Raw genomic sequence first — 815 nt, 5'->3', positions numbered from 1 at the left:
GGCCGAGGACCGCCATGCCCGCCTCGACACCGAAAACCACCACGCCCGCCCTGCCCACACCCGGACCTGGACCTGCGCCTGAGACCGCCGTGCCCGCCTCGACGCCGAAAGCGACCATGTCCGCGCTGCCCACGCCCCTGGCATGGAACGAGCGCTCACCCGACGGCACCCACGCCGTCCTGCGGCTCCCGGCCGACCTCGGCGCCGACCACATGGCCGGCCACTACCCCGGCCACCCGATCCTGCCGGCCGTGGTCGTCCTGGACTGGGTACAACAAGCCGTCGACAACCTCCACGGCGGCGGCCTGCGGCTGCGCCACCTACACCGGGCACGCTTCGCACGGCCCCTCCTACCGGGAGACGTACTGGAACTCACCATCCGGACACACCCCCACGAACCGAACAGTGAGGGAACCAACGGTGAGCCGACCCACGGTGAAGGAACCGACGATGCGCGGACCCTCGGCGAAGGCACCGAGGGTGGGGGGATCGACAGTGAGCGGACCCTCGGTGCGGGCACCGACATCGAGGGGACCTTCCGTGAGCGGATCGACAGTGAGGCAACTGACGGCGAAGGGATCCTCGGCGGGAGGACCGACGGTGAGGAGCGCGACGGTGAAGGGGTCGGCGGTGCAGAGGGCTTCGGTGGGGAGATCTTCGCGAGTGCCCGGATCGTGCGCTCGGACCGCCGGCTGGCCGTCGAACTCGACGCCACCTTCGCGGCGGTGAGGACCCATGCTTGACCACGCACAGGTACGCGGCCTGCTACGGCAACGCCCTCCGATGATCCTGCTCGACACCGTCGAGGAGTTCTC

The 815-nt window shown here is 70.2% G+C and carries 1 protein-coding gene; it reads left to right on the top strand.

What is annotated here, in order from left to right:
- The first annotated feature begins 116 nt into the window (after positions 1-116).
- Complete coding sequence (locus AC067J_RS36390; protein WP_478306684.1) at positions 117-743, top strand: ApeI family dehydratase; 627 nt, start codon at positions 117-119, stop codon at positions 741-743.
- Positions 744-815: the final 72 nt, after the last annotated feature.

This window comes from Kitasatospora sp. NPDC042419 (assembly GCF_056437345.1).
Note: the sequence above shows the minus strand (reverse complement) of the source record. Positions and strands in the feature narration are given on the sequence as shown.